At 66.7% G+C, this 16,467-nt stretch carries 20 protein-coding genes; 9 read left to right on the forward strand and 11 right to left on the reverse strand.

The window, feature by feature from the left end:
* The first annotated feature begins 18 nt into the window (after positions 1-18).
* Entirely contained in the window at positions 19-966 is a 948-nt protein-coding gene (locus tag JOF56_RS50145) for a helix-turn-helix transcriptional regulator (protein WP_209646506.1), read from the forward strand.
* On the opposite strand, the gene JOF56_RS50150 is transcribed toward JOF56_RS50145, so the two are convergent.
* Entirely contained in the window at positions 947-2,377 is a 1,431-nt protein-coding gene (locus tag JOF56_RS50150; protein ID WP_307855635.1) for an aminotransferase-like domain-containing protein, read from the reverse strand. The genes JOF56_RS50145 and JOF56_RS50150 overlap by 20 nt on opposite strands.
* Positions 2,378-2,437: 60 nt before the next feature.
* Here JOF56_RS50150 and JOF56_RS50155 point away from each other — a divergent pair, with 60 nt between their 5' ends.
* Positions 2,438-3,625, forward strand: coding sequence for a trans-sulfuration enzyme family protein (locus JOF56_RS50155; RefSeq protein WP_209646507.1), 1,188 nt, complete (start codon positions 2,438-2,440; stop codon positions 3,623-3,625).
* Here the strand turns inward: JOF56_RS50155 and JOF56_RS50160 are convergent.
* Positions 3,597-5,027 carry a gamma-aminobutyraldehyde dehydrogenase gene (locus JOF56_RS50160; RefSeq protein WP_307855636.1) on the reverse strand — a complete coding sequence of 477 codons (1,431 nt, stop codon included), beginning with the start codon at positions 5,025-5,027 and terminating at the stop codon, positions 3,597-3,599. The genes JOF56_RS50155 and JOF56_RS50160 overlap by 29 nt on opposite strands.
* Before the next feature lie 37 nt (positions 5,028-5,064).
* Entirely contained in the window at positions 5,065-6,444 is a 1,380-nt protein-coding gene (locus JOF56_RS50165) for an APC family permease (protein WP_209646508.1), read from the reverse strand.
* Between the two features lie 162 nt (positions 6,445-6,606).
* On the opposite strand from JOF56_RS50165, the gene JOF56_RS50170 reads away from it, so the two are divergent.
* Both JOF56_RS50170 and JOF56_RS50175 read left to right on the forward strand, forming a co-directional pair.
* A complete protein-coding gene (locus JOF56_RS50170) occupies positions 6,607-7,092 on the forward strand; it encodes an Lrp/AsnC family transcriptional regulator (RefSeq protein WP_443667637.1) in 486 nt (161 codons plus the stop codon).
* 110 nt (positions 7,093-7,202) lie between these two features.
* Positions 7,203-8,570 (forward strand): aspartate aminotransferase family protein, encoded by a 1,368-nt coding sequence (locus tag JOF56_RS50175; protein ID WP_209646510.1) that lies wholly within the window; start codon positions 7,203-7,205, stop codon positions 8,568-8,570.
* Positions 8,571-8,595: 25 nt separating this feature from the next.
* On the opposite strand, the gene JOF56_RS50180 is transcribed toward JOF56_RS50175, so the two are convergent.
* Positions 8,596-9,579, reverse strand: a complete 984-nt coding sequence (locus tag JOF56_RS50180; protein ID WP_209646511.1) for a zinc-dependent alcohol dehydrogenase family protein — start codon at positions 9,577-9,579, stop codon at positions 8,596-8,598.
* 75 nt (positions 9,580-9,654) lie between these two features.
* Between JOF56_RS50180 and JOF56_RS50185 the strand changes: the two genes are divergently transcribed.
* Positions 9,655-10,038, forward strand: a complete 384-nt coding sequence (locus JOF56_RS50185) for a winged helix-turn-helix transcriptional regulator (RefSeq protein WP_209646512.1) — start codon at positions 9,655-9,657, stop codon at positions 10,036-10,038.
* On the opposite strand, the gene JOF56_RS50190 is transcribed toward JOF56_RS50185, so the two are convergent.
* Positions 10,007-10,261 (reverse strand): helix-turn-helix domain-containing protein, encoded by a 255-nt coding sequence (locus JOF56_RS50190; RefSeq protein WP_209646513.1) that lies wholly within the window; start codon positions 10,259-10,261, stop codon positions 10,007-10,009. The genes JOF56_RS50185 and JOF56_RS50190 overlap by 32 nt on opposite strands.
* Positions 10,261-10,560, reverse strand: a complete 300-nt coding sequence (locus JOF56_RS50195; RefSeq protein ID WP_209646514.1) for a hypothetical protein — start codon at positions 10,558-10,560, stop codon at positions 10,261-10,263. Before JOF56_RS50195 ends, JOF56_RS50190 begins: the two co-directional genes overlap by 1 nt.
* A 268-nt stretch (positions 10,561-10,828) precedes the next feature.
* On the opposite strand from JOF56_RS50195, the gene JOF56_RS50200 reads away from it, so the two are divergent.
* Positions 10,829-12,097, forward strand: coding sequence for an NsdA family TPR-like regulatory protein (locus JOF56_RS50200; RefSeq protein WP_504739857.1), 1,269 nt, complete (start codon positions 10,829-10,831; stop codon positions 12,095-12,097).
* A 102-nt stretch (positions 12,098-12,199) separates the two neighbouring features.
* Here the strand turns inward: JOF56_RS50200 and JOF56_RS50205 are convergent, their stop codons facing one another.
* On the reverse strand, positions 12,200-12,649 hold the full coding sequence (locus JOF56_RS50205; RefSeq protein WP_209646516.1) for an RrF2 family transcriptional regulator: 450 nt from the start codon (positions 12,647-12,649) through the stop codon (positions 12,200-12,202).
* A 6-nt stretch (positions 12,650-12,655) separates the two neighbouring features.
* Here JOF56_RS50205 and JOF56_RS50210 point away from each other — a divergent pair, with 6 nt between their 5' ends.
* Positions 12,656-12,892 (forward strand): hypothetical protein, encoded by a 237-nt coding sequence (locus JOF56_RS50210; RefSeq protein ID WP_209646517.1) that lies wholly within the window; start codon positions 12,656-12,658, stop codon positions 12,890-12,892.
* A gap of 5 nt (positions 12,893-12,897) precedes the next feature.
* On the opposite strand, the gene JOF56_RS50215 is transcribed toward JOF56_RS50210, so the two are convergent.
* Positions 12,898-13,746: an LLM class F420-dependent oxidoreductase gene (locus tag JOF56_RS50215; protein WP_209646518.1), complete on the reverse strand. Its 849-nt coding sequence runs from the start codon at positions 13,744-13,746 to the stop codon at positions 12,898-12,900.
* 71 nt (positions 13,747-13,817) lie between these two features.
* Here JOF56_RS50215 and JOF56_RS50220 point away from each other — a divergent pair, with 71 nt between their 5' ends.
* Entirely contained in the window at positions 13,818-14,402 is a 585-nt protein-coding gene (locus tag JOF56_RS50220) for a methyltransferase domain-containing protein (RefSeq protein ID WP_209646519.1), read from the forward strand.
* A gap of 12 nt (positions 14,403-14,414) precedes the next feature.
* On the opposite strand, the gene JOF56_RS50225 is transcribed toward JOF56_RS50220, so the two are convergent.
* Positions 14,415-14,729 carry a hypothetical protein gene (locus JOF56_RS50225; RefSeq protein ID WP_209646520.1) on the reverse strand — a complete coding sequence of 105 codons (315 nt, stop codon included), beginning with the start codon at positions 14,727-14,729 and terminating at the stop codon, positions 14,415-14,417.
* Positions 14,730-14,776: 47 nt separating this feature from the next.
* Positions 14,777-15,037 (reverse strand): LuxR C-terminal-related transcriptional regulator, encoded by a 261-nt coding sequence (locus JOF56_RS50230; protein WP_209646521.1) that lies wholly within the window; start codon positions 15,035-15,037, stop codon positions 14,777-14,779.
* Positions 15,038-15,410: 373 nt separating this feature from the next.
* On the opposite strand from JOF56_RS50230, the gene JOF56_RS50235 reads away from it, so the two are divergent.
* Entirely contained in the window at positions 15,411-15,833 is a 423-nt protein-coding gene (locus JOF56_RS50235) for a cupin domain-containing protein (RefSeq protein WP_209646522.1), read from the forward strand.
* A gap of 31 nt (positions 15,834-15,864) precedes the next feature.
* On the opposite strand, the gene aroQ is transcribed toward JOF56_RS50235, so the two are convergent.
* A complete protein-coding gene (aroQ, locus tag JOF56_RS50240; protein WP_209646523.1) occupies positions 15,865-16,434 on the reverse strand; it encodes a gamma subclass chorismate mutase AroQ in 570 nt (189 codons plus the stop codon).
* Between the last annotated feature and the right edge of the window lie 33 nt (positions 16,435-16,467).

Genomic DNA, 16,467 nt, shown 5'->3' on the forward strand with positions numbered 1-16,467 from the left:
GGATGACAGACTTCGGAAATGACTTCGGCGAGGTTGCTACGACTGCTGTCCCTGCTGCAGACCACCCGCGACTGGACCGGCGCTGACCTGGCCGAACGCCTCGAAGTGGACATCCGCACGGTCCGCAGGGACATCGAGAGACTCCGCAATCTCGGCTATCCGGTGATCGCGACCCCCGGGCTCGCCGGATACCGGCTGGGCGCGGGCGCCAAGTTGCCGCCGTTGCTGCTCGACGACGAGGAAGCCATCGCGGTCGCGGTGGGCCTGCGGACCGCCGCCACCGGCACGATCGCCGGTATCGAGGAGAGTTCGCTGCGTGCGCTGGCCAAGCTCGAACAGGTCCTGCCGTCCCGGTTGCGGCACAGGGTCAGCATGCTGAATTCGGTCACCGTGACGCTGCCGTCCCGCGGCCCGGTGGTGGATCCTGATGTCCTGACCGCGATGGCGGCTGCCTGCCGTGACCACATGCGCCTGCGATTCGACTACGTCTCCCATGACGGCAGCGAATCGCTGCGCACGACCGAGCCACATCGACTGGTACACACCGGAAAGCGCTGGTACCTGGTCGGCTGGGACATCGATCGCGCGGACTGGCGCACCTTCCGGGTCGACAGAGTCCGGCCGCGCATTCCGACCGGCCCGCGCTTCACCCCGCGTGATGCCCCGGATGCCGCAGAGCACCTGTCCCGTGGCGTGTCCACGTCCGTTTACCGCTACCAGGCGAAGATCACGCTACAGGTTCCCGCCGAGGTCGCGGCAGAGCGCGTGTCGCCGACTGTCGGTGTGATCGAGGCTGTCGATGAGCGCAGTTGCCTGCTGCACACGGGATCGAACTCCCTGGACGAGATCGTCGTCTACGTCGGGCTGTTCGATTTCCCTTTCACCGTGCACGAACCGCCGGAACTCATCACTCGGGTACGCGAGCTCGCGGCCCGTCTTTCCCAGGCTACACAACAAGAGTCGTGAGCGCGGCCGAATCCCCGCTGGGCACGTACTCACGCCAAGCGGCAGCCAGATTGCGGACGGCCACGCTGAGGATGTCCGCGGTGCCGAGGAACGGGATTCTGAGATAGTCCTTGCTGCCGCCCGAAGCGTCGAGCGAACCGCCGGGAAGCACCGCGACATCGTGGCGTAAAGCCAGCTGCGCGAAGGAAATCGCGTCACCATAAGGAAGCCTGATCCACAGGCACTGGCCGCCGGCGGCGGGCGCGAACTGCCATTCGGGCAGGTGTTCGGTGAGCTCGGCGCACAGCCGGTCGTGCTGGATCCTGAGGTCGGCGACTCGCTGGCGTCGCAGCGTCTCCAGGTTGGCGACGAGTTCGGCGGCGGCGAGCTGAGCGAGGAAGTTGCTGCCGAGGTCGTGCACGGCCTTGAGCCGGGCCAGCTGGTTGATCACGGATTCCGGGCCGCGGACCCAGCCGACCCGCAGCCCGCCCCAGACGACCTTGCTCAACGAGCCGACGGTCACCGCAGGCCCGTACGCGGCGACAGGAGCCGGGATCTCACCGGCGAATCCAAGGTCCGCGAGCACTTCGTCCTCGATCAGCCGGACGCCGAGTTCCGCGGCCGCCGTGGCGAGCCGTCTTCTGGCCAAAGTGGACATCACGGTGCCGGTCGGGTTGTGGTACGACGCAATCACGTACAGGACCTCGGGCCGTTCGGTGCGCATGGTCCGGATCATCGCCTCGACGTCGCCGTGCGGCACGGTCCGGAAAACCGCCGAGGACTCGCGGAACGCCTCCAGCGCGCCGGGGTAGGTAGGCCTCTCGACGACGACCTTGTCCCCCGGCGCGACGAGAAGCTTTGCCAGCAAGGCCAATCCCTGTTGCGCCCCGGTGGTGACGAGGATCTGGCCGGGAGCCGTGGGCAGGCCACGTTCGCTGAACCGCTGTGCGAGGGCTTCGCGCAGGGCGGGATGGCCCGCCGGGTGGTAGCCGATGTCGTCGACGACCTCGACGGACAAGGCGTTCCGGTAGGCCTCGCTCACCGCGGGCGGGATCACTGTCGGCGCGGCGCACGTGAGCTGGATGATCCGGTCAAGCGGGTCGAGAAGGTGCACGAACAGCGGGTTCGCGGTGTCGACCGGGCGTCCTTGGTCGGGCCGCAGCGCGGCGGGTGCGACCCGTGTGCCGCTGCCCTGCCTGCGGACGATCTTCCCGTCCTGGGTGAGCAGGTCGTACGCGGACACGACCGTGGTCCGGCCGACCGCCAACGCGTTCGCGAGCGTGCGGTCCGGCGGCAGCAGCGTGCCAGGGGCGAGTTCGCCGTCGTCGATCAACTGCCTGATCCGGCCGGCCAGCAGCAGGTAGAGCGGGCCGCGCCCGGCTGACCAGCGGCCGAGCAGCGTGACCAGATCAGTCACCGGTGGAGTCGACACCAAACCAATTGTGCCAGATTGGCTCTGGGATAGGGCCAATTCGGGATCAAGACTCTGTCCATGACCTACCACCGCGAAACACGTGCTGCCCGGCTGACTGCTCCAGGCCCAGGTAGGCCCCTGGCTGTGCCGCTCTACCAGACCGCCAACTTCGTCTTCGACGGCCCGGACGAGGTCGCCGAGGCGATGTCCGGGCCCGGTTCGTTCAGCTACACCGGGCACAGCAACCCCACCAGCCGTGCCCTCGAAGACGCCATGGCCGACCTCGAAGGCGGAACGAAGGCGCTGGTCACGGCCTCGGGAACGGGCGCGGTCAACTCGGTGCTGCAGGCCGTCCTGCGGCAGGGCGACCACGTGATCGCCCAGCGGGAGCTCTACGGCGGCACGTTCTCGATCCTGAAGAACATGACCGACCGCTGGGGCCTCGAAGTCACCTACATCACCGGCGCCGACCCGGCCGAGGTGACCGAAGCCCTGCGGCCGACGACGAAGCTGCTCTACCTGGAGACCATCGCCAACCCGACCGGGCACGTTCCCGACATCCCTGCACTCGCGGCGCAAGCCAAGCGCAACGGCGTGATCACGGCTGTCGACAACACCTTCGCGACCCCGCTGCTCTGCCGGCCGATCGAGCACGGCGCCGACGTCGTGCTGCACTCGGCGACCAAATACCTCGGCGGGCACCACGATGTCGTCGGCGGGATCGCGGTTTTCGCCGACGAAAGCCTTTATCAGGAGACCTGGCGGCACTCGGTGCGACTCGGGGTGACCGCCGACCCGTTCGCGGCCTGGCTCATCCTGCGCGGCCTGAAAACCCTGCCACTGCGCGTCGCCCGGCAGTGCGAGAGCGCTTTGCTGCTCGCCGAACGGATGTCGGAACACCCCGCTGTGTCCACTGTGTACCACCCCGGCCTACCCACGCATCCCAGTCACAGCCGGGCAAAACGACTGCTGGGTGGCTTCGGCGGCACCTTCGCCGCCGAAACCACCGACGCACGGGCGTTCATGCGTGCCCTGAAGCTGATCCTGAACGCGCCGTCACTGGGCGGCACGGAGTCGATCGTGATGCACCCGGCCACCACGTCACACCGTGACATGGACGCCGAAGCGTTGCGGCAGGCCGGGGTCAGCCCGAACATGGTCCGCATCGCACTGGGCGTCGAGCATCCGGCCGACCTCTGGGCGGACGTCGAACAGGCGCTGGACAAGCTCAGCAACGTCAGTCCAGCGCTGACATCACGTGCTTGATCCGCGTGTAGTCCTCCAGGCCGTACATGGACAGGTCCTTGCCGTAGCCGGAGTGCTTGAAACCGCCGTGCGGCATCTCGGCGACCATCGGAATGTGGGTGTTGATCCACACACAGCCGAAGTCCAGGCGCCGGGACGTCCGCATGGCACGGGCGTGGTCCCGGGTCCAGACCGAGGAGGCCAGGCCGTAGCGGACGCCGTTGGCCAGCCGCATGGCCTCGGCCTCGTCGGTGAACTTCTGCACGGTGATCACCGGGCCGAACACCTCGTCGGTGACGATCTCGTCGCCGGGCTGGAGGCCTGAAACCACTGTCGGCGCGTAGAAGAACCCACGGTCGCCGACCTGGGAACCACCATTGTGGACGGTCGCGTGGCCGGGCAGCCGGTCGATGAACCCGGTGACCCGGGCGAGCTGGCCGGCGTTGTTGAGGGCGCCGTAGTCGACGTCCTGGTCGGGGCCGCCGGTCTTGGTCTGCTTGGCCGCCTCTGCCAGGGCCGCTACGAACTCGTCGTGCACACCAGCGGCGGCGATCACGCGCGTGGCCGCAGTGCAGTCCTGGCCGCCGTTGAAGTACCCGGCGGCGGCGATCGCCTTCGCGGCTGCCGCGATGTCGGCGTCGTCGAAGACCACGACCGGGGCCTTGCCGCCCAGCTCGAGATGGACACGCTTGACGTCCGCGGCGGCCGCGCCGGCGACCTCGATACCGGCACGCTCCGAGCCGGTGATCGACACCATCTGCGGAGTCGGGTGCGTGACCAGCGACCGGCCGGTGTCCCGGTCGCCGCAGACGACGTTGAACACGCCGGGCGGCAGGAACTCCGCTGCGAGCTCGGCCAGCATGACCGTGGTGGCCGGGGTCGTGTCGGACGGCTTGAGCACCACCGTGTTCCCGGCGGCGAGCGCGGGCGCGATCTTCCAGATCGCCATCATCAACGGGTAGTTCCACGGCGTGACCTGGCCACAGACCCCGATCGGCTCACGCCGGACGTACGAGGTGAAACCGCTGAGGTACTCCCCCGCCGACTTGCCCTCCAGGATCCGGGCCGCACCGGCGAAGAACCGGATCTGGTCCACCGCGACGGGCAGTTCCTCGACCCGGGTCACCGCCAGCGGTTTCCCGGTGTTCCCGGCCTCGGCGCCGACGAACTCCTCGGCGCGCCGCTCCAGGACGTCCGCGATCCGCAGCAACGCCAGCTGGCGTTCGGCCGGAGTGGTGTCCCGCCAGGTCTCGAACGCCGCACCGGCCGCACCGAACGCCGCGTCCACATCGGACTCGCCGGACAGCGGGGAGGTCGCGTAGACCTCGCCGGTGGCCGGGTTGACAAGGTCGAGTGTGCGCCCGTCGGCCGCGTCGGTGCTCTTGCCGTTGATGAAATTGCGGAAGACTTGCTTGTCAGACACCAGAATCTCCGGTCATAGAATTACGTGGTCGGCGCAGTTACTCGGAAGGTACGGTGACCACCCAGCGGTCCGCCGGTCGCGGTCGGAGGTAGAACAGCCAGTACACCGCGGCCAGGGCGAGCACGGCAACTGTGATCAGCAGATCGAGTACGGCCTGCTGGGTCACGACATACAGCAGCACCAAGGCGATCAGCACAGGCAGCACCGGCCAGAGGCTCATCCGCCAGGCAGGCTTCTCGCGATGCTCACCACGGCGGCCTGCCAGCGAAACCACCGCGACGCCAAGGTACATCGCGGCGACGACCACGCTGGTGACGCCGCTGAGCGTGTCGACTGGCGCGAAACACAATGCGGCACCGCCCACACCGACGACCAGGGTCGAAACCCACGGCGAGGAGAACCGGTGGCTGACCGTGCCAAAGGCCTTGTTCATCGCCTGTGGCCAGGCGCGGTCGCGGGCGGAGGCGTACAGCACGCGCGAGTTCTGGATGACCATCACGATCACCGCGTTGATGATCGCGAGCGCGATGCTCAGGCTGACGAACACACCGAGGCCGGTGTTGCTCCAGCTCGTGACCATCGCGGCGATGTCACCGCCGACGAGCGTCTCCGTGTCCGGCGCGCCAAGGATGATCGCCACGACCGGCACGATCACCACGGCCGCGCCGATGCCCAAGGTCCACAACACGGTCCGCACGACAGTCCGGCGTGGGTTGCGCATTTCCTCCGACAGGTACACCGCGGTCGTAAAGCCTTGCAGGACAAAGAGAGCGACCGCGAGACCGGCGATGATCGTGACCGTGTTCACGGGTTCGGCGGTGGCAGGTTCGAACAGCACCGAGGCCGGACGCTGGGCGTTGCCGAAGCCGAGAAACGACACCACCGCGATGGCCACGATCTCCAGCAGCAGGAAGATCCCGGTGATCCAGGCGTTGGCGCGCAGGTTGAGCAGGCCCATCAGGGTGCCGAGCAGCATCACGGCCGCCCCGGCGACCTGCGGGTCGATATCCAGCACGGCATGCAGGTAGTCGGCGGTGCCCAACGCGATGATCGGCGGAATGATCAGCACGATGATGAACGACAGCACGAACATCATCCAGCCGGCGAACCGGCCGGCCAGCGTGCCCACCATCGCGTACTCACCACCCGCGCTGGGCACGAGCGTGCCGAGTTCGGCGTAGCAGAGCGCCACTCCGATACATAACAGCGCGGCCAGCGCGATCGTGAGCGCGGTGCCTGTGCCGAGGTCGCCCAGCAACGGCGGTACGACCACGAACAGCGACGAAGCCGGGGTCAGGCAGCTCAACGTGAGCAGGGTCCCGCCGAAAACACCGATCGACCTGGTCAGCGGCCGTGGCCCGGCGTCGGGCGGCGGCGCGGTGGCGGTGGGCGTCGGTGGGATCGCTGTTCCGGTCATACGCGCCCTCCTCGGTCGTGAGACGCATCGAACAACGCGAATCCAGCAATGTCAACGGGTCATTGGCAACGAAATCCGTTGTTTCAGCCGGTTGGGCTACCGGAATCAACGGTGGGCGTGTGCCGTCTGTGCCAGCCGGGCGAGCCGACGATAATGCGAGGCGTGAATCGGAAGAACTCGGCGCCCGAGCGGCAGGCGGCCCCGCTGCTGGACGACACCGCCAAGCAGATCATCGAGCAGCTGCAGCAGGACGGCCGGATGCCGTACTCGACGATCGGCAAGATCGTGGGCCTGTCGGAGGCGGCGGTCCGCCAGCGGGTGCAGCGGCTGTCGGACACCGGCGTGATCCAGATCGTCGCGGTCACCGATCCGATGCAGGTCGGGCTGTTCCGCCAGGCGATGATCGCGATCAGCGTGGACGGGCCGCTCGAGCCGGTCGCCGACGCGCTGGCCGAGATGGACGAGATCGACTACGTGGTGGTCTGCGCCGGCCGGTTCGACATCCTGTGCGAGGTGATCTGCACCGACGACGCGAGCCTGCTCGAGCTGATCTCCACCCGGATCCGCACGATCAAGGGCGTGCGCAACGCCGAAACCCTCGTCTACCTCAAGCTCCGCAAGCAGTCGTACCAGTGGGGCACCCGCTAGCAACGAAATCCGCAGAACTAACCCACCTGGGTGACGAATTTCGTTGTTCCACGCTTCACAGACCACTGATTCGCTTGCTTTCGGGGGGTGAGGTGTGCGATAAAGCAAGCATGACTGGCGCTGACGACCTGGCACGTTCCGCGAGTGAGCACCTGTGGATGCACTTCACTCGGCACTCCACCTTCGCCGACACACCGCCCCCGGTGATCGTGCGCGGTGAGGGCGCGTACATCTTCGACGCGGACGGCAAGCGATACCTCGACGGTCTCGCCGGCCTGTTCGCCGTCCAGGTCGGTCATGGCCGGGAAGAACTCGCCGAAGCGGCGGCCAAGCAGACGCGTGAGCTCGCCTACTTCCCGTTGTGGGGCACCGCGCACCCCAGGGCGGTCGAGCTCGCCGAACGGATGACCGCGGCCGCGCCAGGCGACCTCAACCGGGTGTTCTTCACCGTGTCCGGTGGCGAATCCGTTGAGACGGCGTGGAAACTGGCCAAGCAGTACTTCAAGCTGACCGGGAAGCCCACCAAGCACAAGGTGATCAGCCGCTCCCTGGCCTACCACGGCACGTCCCAGGGCGCCCTGTCGATCACCGGTATCCCTGCGGCCAAGCAGGACTTCGAACCGCTGGTGCCCAGCACCATCAAGGTCCCCAACACCAACATCTACCGCGCTCCCGTGTACGGCGACGACCCCGTCGCCTACGGCCGGTGGGCCGCCGACCAGATCGCGGCCGCCATCGAAATGGAAGGCCCGGACACGGTAGCCGCGGTCTTCCTGGAGCCGGTGCAGAACACCGGCGGCTGCTTCGTGCCGCCTCCCGGCTATTTCCAGCGCGTCAGGGAAATCTGCGACCAGTACGACGTCCTGCTCGTCTCCGACGAGGTGATCTGCGCGTTCGGCAGGCTGGGCCACGACTTCGGCGCCAAACGCTACGGCTACCAGCCCGACATGATCACCGTCGCCAAGGGCCTCACCTCGGGTTACGCCCCGCTCGGCGCGGTACTGGCCAGTGACCGCCTGATGGAACCGTTCCTCCAGGGCACAACCACATTCCTGCACGGCTCAACGTACGGCGGCCACCCGGTGTCCTGCGCGGTCGCGATGGCCAACCTCGACCTGATGGAACGCGACGGAATCTACGACCACGTCCTGTCCGACGAGGCAGCCTTCCGCTCCACACTGGACAAACTGACGGACCTGCCGATCGTCGGCGACGTCCGCGGCGCAGGCTTCTTCTACGGCATCGAACTGGTCAAAGACAAGGCCACCAAGGAAACCTTCTCCCCTGACGAGTCCGAGCGCGTGCTCCGCGGCTACCTCTCCAGCGCGCTGTTCGACGCCGGCCTCTACTGCCGCGCCGACGACCGCGCCGAACCCGTCATCCAGTTCTCCCCGCCCCTGATCTGCGGCCAGGACCAGTTCGACGAGATCGAGCAGATCCTCCGCAAGGTCCTCACCCAGGCCTGGAACCTGCTGTGATGCAGGTCTTCCCGGCGGTCCGTTCCTAGACGGTGACGACGATCTTCTTCCCGGCGTGGAGCCCCTTCTCGAGGTGGCGGTGTGCCTCGACGACGTCGTCGAGGGCGAACACCTTGTCGATGGCGGGCCGCAGTGCACCAAGGCGTACACCGGCGTTCAGGAAGGCCGCCATGCGCTTCACCACCACGGCGTCGACGGTGTGCTCGAAGCTCCGGTAGCCGAAGATCGTGAGCGGCATGCTTGTCGGGAAGGGTGCGGGCCGAGGGTCCAGGAAGCCCGCCGCGACCAGTGTTCCGCCGGGGCGGGCCGCCTTCAGGAGATCCTGCTGGCCGGGGCCCATGACAACGTCGAGGACGATGTCGGCGCCGGTCCCGCCGGTGTGGTGGCGGACGGCTTCGACGACGTCCACGTGGTCGGTGGCGATGACCGCGGCAGCGCCGGCGGCGATCAAGTCGTCCTTCTTCGCGGTGTGCCGAGTGATGGCGATGGGCACGGCGCCGATCTGATTGGCGATCTGCATCGCCGCCCGGCCGACACCGCCGGACGCGGCAGTGATGAGGACGTGGTCGCCGGGCCGCATCCCCGCCTTCTCGACGAGCGCGCCGTAGGCGGTGGAGTACGCGACCCAGATCGCCGCCGCCTCCGTGATCCCGAGCCCGGCTGGCCGGGCGACAACCCGGCTCGCGGGAACCGTGGTGTATTCGGCGTAGCTGCCCCTGACGCTCGCGTCCGGAATGGCCGTGAGAATGACCGGATCGCCGATCTCCAGCCCGGTGACCTCGGGACCCACCGCGTCGACAACGCCGGTCCCTTCGACGCCGAGGCGAGCGCGCGGCAGGGGGACGATCGCGGGCGAGGTGCCGGAACGCATCATCTGGTCAAGCGGGTTGACGGCGAACGCTTCGATCCTGACCCGTACCTCGCCGGCAGCGGGCTCGACGACCGGCTCCTCGACGACCTGCATGACATCCGGCCCGCCGAACTCGTCGAACATGATGACTCGTGGCATTGGTGACTCCTCCGTTTCGTTGCTTGCGGACGACGTTACGGAGCCCTGAGTTACCTCCTGGTACCTTCGATTTTCATGCAGAACGCGGCTGGACCAGCCTTCCTCGCCGACTGTCCCACGCGCCTGGCAGTCGAGATCATCTCCGAGAAATGGGCCGTGCTCGTGCTCTTCGGGCTCAGCCACCAGCCCCGCAGGCACGGTGAGCTCGTCGACCTCATCGGCGGCATCTCGCGCAAAGTCCTCACCCAGACGCTGCGCCGACTCCAGCAATACGGTCTGGTCGAACGCCATGCCGAAGCGCCACGGCAGGTCGAGTACAGCCTCACCGATCTCGGCCAGACCCTAGTCGAACCCATCGAGGTCCTGACAAACTGGGCGAGGGACCACGGCGGGGCCATCGCCGACTTCCAGGAGACGGCAGAAGCCGCTACTTCTGCTCAAGCAGATCAGCCAACGTGAACAACGACGCCTGGCCAGCACCCTTCAACGCACTGGCCAGTCCGCGCACCAACGGATTCAGCGATCCGGGCTCCGGCTTGGCGTCACCGGTTTCCCAGCGCGAAATCTGAAACCGGGACAGGCCACACGCGTCGGCGAGCGCTTGCTGGGTCAGTCCGGCCCGTTCACGCCAATGCCGCAGCCGGGCACCACTGAACGGAAGACTGAGACTGGCTCTGGCCACTACGAATCGGCCCAGAGAAGACGCACAGTGACATCGTCACCGCCACGGATGTAGTTCAGGGCATTTTCGGGTTCCTGCAAGGAGTATTGATTGCAGCCATCGACCGTGGTCACGTAGGCGCCATCATCAAACGCCATACCCCACGCGACGATCTCCGCACCGACGCAATCACCGTACGCGTGCACGACCGCGAACACGCGAGGCGCCTGATCGGCAACCATCTCCACAACCAGCGCGGAAAATTCGGTGTCGCCGGCGAGGCCTCGGTCGGCATTGGGAGTGTCGGTCGACTGGGACACAGTTGAGCTCCGGTGGCAGTAGGTCGCTGGACGTTGTGAGTATCGCCGCCGGCGCGCGATCACCTGGAGTGCATATCGAGATCATTTCGGCTCATTGAGGGGCGCTCGGCGACACCGCTTTGCCGATCTTGATGGCGTCCGTGCTCCAGCCCAGTCAGGGCTACTCTGAATGCGAAGCATGAGACAGCGGGGACAAGGGGCCAACATGCGTGATGAGGCGGCGCAGCAGCCGACGAGGTCAAGCGAGTCGGCACCCATGCCGCGAACCATGCTGAAAGCGCTGCTGCGGGAAAAGCATCTCACCAGCTATCGCCGATTCAAGCGGGCATATCAGGAAGCCGCACGGAAGCTGGACAAGAATCTGGCGGATTCATATCCGAGCGATGCGACGTACAAGCGGTGGGTGACCGGCCGGGTGAAGAACCTGCCCCGCGATGAGCACTGTGTTGTCCTGGAGGCTATTTTTCCAGGATGGACAGCCGCCGAGCTGCTGGCACCCTACGTCTCGCCGGAGAAGGCGGATGACCATCTCCGGCGGCGTGGACACACAGCGCGAGTTGACCGCCCAGCAGGCGCGTCGGACGCTGAACCGGCCATCACCAACGGGTGCGCAGGTATGTCGCTGCCTTCGTGGAACCCTGAAGTCCCGGCTGATCAAAGTTATGTGACGCAAGTGCGGGTTACCTCACAGCAGTTGATCGAACTGGACAACCAGTGGGGTGGCATCGAGGTCGCGGGGTTGGCGAACCGCGCCTTTCGGGTTGTCCGGCAACGCGTCCACAGCGGTAACTATCTGCCAGGCGCGGAACGTGACCTCTACTCAGCTGGGGCTGAGCTGGCCGAAGTGGCCGGATGGATCGCCTTCGACGCGGACCGGCAAGCACTCGCGACCGAACTGAACCATGAAGCGCTTCACCTTGCCCGGCTGGCCGGCGACAAGGACATCGAGCATCTGACCCTGCTGAACGCCGGCATGCAGGCCGGTTACCTGGGTCGCACCAGAGAATCCATCCTGATCGCCCAGACGATCATCGATGGCGGAAGGATTTCTCCGCGCGTGCATGCCATGTCGTTGATTCGCCAGGCTCGCGCCTACTCCCGTGCCGGTAGCCGCGCCGACAGTCTCAAAGCATTCAACCAGGCACAGTCACTGTTCCTGGACGGAGTTTCCGAGTCTGACCCTGCATGGGCGTGGTGGATCGATGCTCACGAAATCGACGGGCAACACGGCGCCGCATACAGCGAACTGGGCGACCCTGGACGCGGCATTCCTTTGCTCTATGGCGTAGTCAAAGCCGCAAAGAAGGAAACGCCCCGCTACCGGGTGGTCTTCACCGCGCGGCTATTGTCCGATCTGATCAAGGCACAGGCCTGGCGAGACGCTCAGGACATCGCCGAGGAACTCGCAGCGAACGCTGGTGGCATCGGCTCGGCTCGCGCCGTCACTCTGCTGGCGAGAACCGCCGACCAGATCAATCGGCAACCCACTGCTCCGTCCACGCTCCGCGACACTGTCCGGCATATCGTTCAAACGTAAGGCAGCAATTCTGCGGCAATGTCGTCGAATCGCTGTCGCGCTGGGAACTGGCCGAACTGATCAACGCCTGGTCTTTGAGCGGACCGGGGTTTGGTTGCCTTTTCAGGGGGTGGACAGCCATTGGCGGACGTCGGCCATGGCGGTTCCGTTGCTGTCCGAGTCGATGTCGGTGGCCAGGTCGGCGATGGAGGTGCGGGCGAGTGCTTGTGACCACGCGTTCTGGGCGACTGTCATGGCGCGGGCGATTGCGCAGGGGCGTGTGCATTGCGTTTCGGGGATGCCGAGTGGTCCGCGCTGCCTGATCTCGGTGCATCGGTAGGCCGGTTGGTCGCCGTCGATGGCGTGCACTACCTCCAGCACGCTGATGGCTGAGGCGGACCTGGTGAGGATGTATCCGCCGACTTGTCCGGCGGTGGAGTGGACGATGCCGGCCCTGGACAGCGCCTGGAGGTGCTTGGCTGTGTAGGCGGGCGGGGTGCCGTGCAGTTCGGCCAGTCGCGCCGCCGGTACCGGCTCTCGGCTCTGGCTGAGCGTGACGCAGCTGTGCAGCACGGTGGCTTGTTCACGCTTGTGCTGACGCTTCCCGTGGTGGTCAGCCGCGATCCGCGCGAAGCGGGGCGAATCAGCGCGATGGCCTTCTTCATCGGCTACGCCTGCGCCGCGTTGGCTCCCCTGCTGGTGGGCGCATTGCGTGACGCTGCCGGCGACTTCCAGCTCGCGTTCGGCCTGTTGGGCGGCCTCGGCCTGCTGATGCTCGTCCCCATCACACGACTGGGCGAAACCAGCAAGCCCTGACTCTGCTAGGAACTCATGCCGAGTTTTCCGGCGAGGCGGCCGATCCAGTCGGCGACGTCGGCGGGGGCCCGGTCCGGCAGGCCGAAGATCACTTCGGTCACGCCGATTCCGGCCAGATGGGACAGGCGGTCCGGGTCGGGGCGGCCGCCGAGGGCCATGATCCGGGGTTCGCCGTGCCGTCCGGCGTCGCGCCACATCTCTTGCAGCATGGCGACCTGGCTGTCTATGTCCACATCGGATGGTGTGGTGATCCAGCCGTCGGCCGAACGGACGATCCAGCGGAAGGTCTTCTCGGTGCCGCCGGCTCCGATCAGCAGGGGAATCCGGGACTGCAGCGGCTTCGGCCACGCCCAGCTGGGGCCGAACGAGACGAACTCGCCGGCGTAGCTCGCTTCGTCGTCTGTCCATAGTGCACGCATTGCTTCGATGTACTCGCGCAGGACTGTCCGGCGTTTCGCGCCGGGCACGCCGTGGTCGGTCAACTCGTCGACGTTCCAGCCGAATCCGGCGCCGAGCGTGACCCGGCCGCCGGAGAGGTGGTCAAGGCTGGCAATGGTTTTGGCCAGCGTGATGGGGTCGCTCTCGACCGGGAGCGCGACCGCCGTGGCGAGCCTGATCCGCGTGGTCACCGACGCGGCGGTCGCGAGTGCGACCCACGGGTCGAGCGTCCGCTTGTACCGGTCATCGGGAAGCGACGCGTCGCCTGTGCGTGGGTGCGGCGACTCCCGCTTGATCGGGATGTGCGTGTGTTCAGGCACGTAGAACGAGTCGAACCCGGCTTGCTCAGCCGCGGCCGCCGCGGCGGCCGGGGTGATCCCGCGGTCACTGGTGAACAGCACGATCCCGTATTTCACACCGCCACGATATTAGAACGTGTTTCAGTTCCGCAATGGCGACCGGACCAGCACGGTGATGCACTGGGACCATGCTCACCCGCTTACTGGACGTCACGTTCGGCCGGCCACACGGGCCGCTCGGCCGGCTCGGCGGCAGAATCATGGCCCGCGGCAACGCCGAACAGGAGCGTCAAGCCACCGACCAGGCCGGCTTGCAAGCAGGCGAGAACGTCGTCGTTGTCGGGCACGGTCCCGGCATCGGGCTCGAACTGGCCGCCAAAGCCGTGAGCCCGACCGGGCACGTCATTGGCATCGACCCCTCACCTGCGATGCGGGACATGGCCGCCGCACGATGCGCCACCGAGATCAAGTCGGGCGTGGTGGAACTGCGCGGCCGCACAGCCGATCAGACCGGATGTGCCGACAACAGCATGGACGCGGCGATCTCGGTGAACAACGTGATGCTCTGGAACCGCTCCGCCGGATTCGCCGAGCTGCGCCGGGTACTACGACCGGGCGGCCGCCTGGTGATCACCGCGCACCGCCACGTCCTGCCCGTCACCGCCGCTCAACTCAGCGCCGAGGCCGCCGCGGCCGGTTTCACCGACCTCACAATCCGCGAGCGCGAACGCCGGTTCAACAGTCCGGCGGTCGAACTGACCGGCCGCGCCTAGAACAGGTTCTCGTCAGATCTCGTCCCGGGCCGGGTCGTGGTACTGGCCGAAGAAGGCTGACTCGTCGAGGACCTGCAGGCGGCCACGGCCGAAGACCAGAAAGCCCGCAGGCCGTAACTCGTGCTCACCGGCCCGGTCGCCCAGTACACCAACCGGGCCGGCTGCACCGTCCCGGATGACGAAGCCGACGTCTGGCGGGACCAGTCCTTGGTCACGCAACCTCGTCACCCAGGCGCCGATCTCCGGCAGTACGGCCGGATCGCTGTAGCGGGCAGCCCGGACTGGCGTCGGCCACGGCTGATAGACCCTGATCACTCGACTCCGCATGTCACCAGAAACTACCACAGGAGTCGAACACGTGTTCGAACAGATCGTCAGACGGCGATCGACTTCTGGCTTTCGCCGGTACGAGCGCCCGACAGCAGGCCGAGACGTTCCGCGGCGGCACCGGCCTGGAAGCGGTTGTCCGCCTGGAGCATCTGGTACAGGCTGGAGATCCTGCGCGCCAGGGTGCGTGGCGCCAGCGACATCCGGCGGGCGATCGCGGTGTCCGGCAGGCCGGTTGCGAGCAGCCGCAACAGTTCCCGCTGCTCCTTGTCCAGAATGACGACACGCGATGTGGTTGTGGACTTCATCTCTGCACGACTCCCGGTCACAAGGACTAGCTCTCCTAGATCACCCGGTGTGGTGCCAGCGCCGACACCACACCAGGCTGCCCCGCTGGCTGCCGGATGCCGAAGGGGGTGACGGCAGCCGGAGATGAACAAGCACGAGCCCTGCCCTCGTACTGGCTCTACCAAGCGGATTCTTTCGACGTCGCACCCCATCACAGTGCGACAATGCCGACGCTACACCGCAAAAGGCCACCGACGAGGCGCTCCGCCTGGAGTTTTCGCGCAGTTCGGAGTGGCAATTCGGGCATCCGCCAGGATAAGCGTCAACTGTGGACAGTCCACGATGGCGGATGTCCGGCAGAATGACCAGTCCCGGCCACGAGAGGATGCGAATATGCGCCTAGCCGCACTCATCGGGGCGGTGGTCAGCACACTCGCTCTGTCGGTCACAGCGGCGAACGCCACCCCGTCCCGTGGTGTCACCGGCACCATCATCAGCAAGACAACGTTCGGTGGCAAGGACTACATCGTCCGCGAGATCACACTCGACCCCGGCGGTTCGACCGGCTGGCACTACCACCGCGGCACGCTGTTTGCCCTGGTACGAGCGGGAACCCTGACCCACACGGAGTCCGACTGCACGAGCACGGACGTCTACCCGAAGGGCAGCGCGTTCACCGAACCGTCCGGGACGGACCATGTGCACATCGGGCGCAATCTCGGAAAGAAGCCTGTTGTGCTGGAAGTTCTCTACGTTCTGCCCGCGGGCAGCCCGCTGTCCGACGACGCGCCGAACCCGGGCTGCGACTTCGACTGAGAGAGTGAAGTGCCAAGAACGTGAAAAGAACTCAGCGATCGCAGGACGGCCGCAACGACACCGACAGCGCGTCGCGGTGCAATTTGTCCAGCCGATGAACTATATCGGCGGACAGCTCCGCCTCCAGCCGCCACACGAGGCACTCCACGCTGGGGCGGCGAATCGTGAGTGTTGCCCGCAATTGATCCAGGATCTCCCCGGTGATCCGGTCCAGTTGCGGGCGCACCTCGCCTGCCAGGTCAGGCCGGTGGGCAGGCACCTTGTCCGGGTGCCGCGTCCAGTACCGGAACAGTCCACGTTGGACGATCTTGTTCGCCTCGATCTGCGCCCGGAAGAACCGCACACTGGTCTCCGGCGGCAGCCCCATGGCCGTGGACTTGGCCGCCACCGTGTCGAGAACCTGCTGCTCCCGGACGGGATCGTCGATGGGCAGCGTGGTGCCGAACTTCGCGGCAGCCACCTTGTCGCCGAGCAGTATCCGGCTGGCAGCGACATCAGCGAGCGGACCTAGCGGACCGGCCGAGGGCTGGGCCGACGCCTCACCGGCGCCACCGAGACCCACAGTCGCCACCGCCGCGATGATTGCGGAGCGGATTCGCACGTCACCCAGCGTACTAGCCCAGACCCCGCAATG

Source organism: Kibdelosporangium banguiense (assembly GCF_017876405.1).
Lineage (GTDB): Bacteria > Actinomycetota > Actinomycetes > Mycobacteriales > Pseudonocardiaceae > Kibdelosporangium > Kibdelosporangium banguiense.